Source organism: Pseudoalteromonas sp. GW168-MNA-CIBAN-0100 (assembly GCF_040309225.1).
Classification (GTDB): domain Bacteria; phylum Pseudomonadota; class Gammaproteobacteria; order Enterobacterales; family Alteromonadaceae; genus Pseudoalteromonas; species Pseudoalteromonas arctica.
The window spans coordinates 1-234 of the sequence record NZ_JBEOOL010001136.1 but is presented as its reverse complement, the minus strand read 5'-3'; the positions used below and the strand labels follow the sequence as shown (position 1 = coordinate 234).

Below are 234 nucleotides of genomic sequence, written 5' to 3'. Positions count from 1 at the left end.
ACCTGCCGGATATAGTTTTGCTGCAACTATTTTGCCAGTTGCTTTGGCTTTTATTATTTCATCTGGGGTTGTTTTATCTGTAAGGTATAGCACCATTAAAGGCTCAAAATTGCCTTGTGGGCCTGCAGCCATTATACGTTCTCTGTATGCTAATGCCGTATCTGTACAAGTTGCTGGCGGCATTAAATTAGGCATAATAATTGCTCGACCCATATAACGGCTAATATCACGAAC

Annotated in this window: 1 pseudogene; it reads right to left on the bottom strand. The window is 41.0% G+C overall.

Annotation, left to right across the window (positions count from 1 at the left end):
- Positions 1-234: pseudogene (locus AAEY62_RS24930) on the bottom strand (dihydroorotase); the annotation flags it as partial.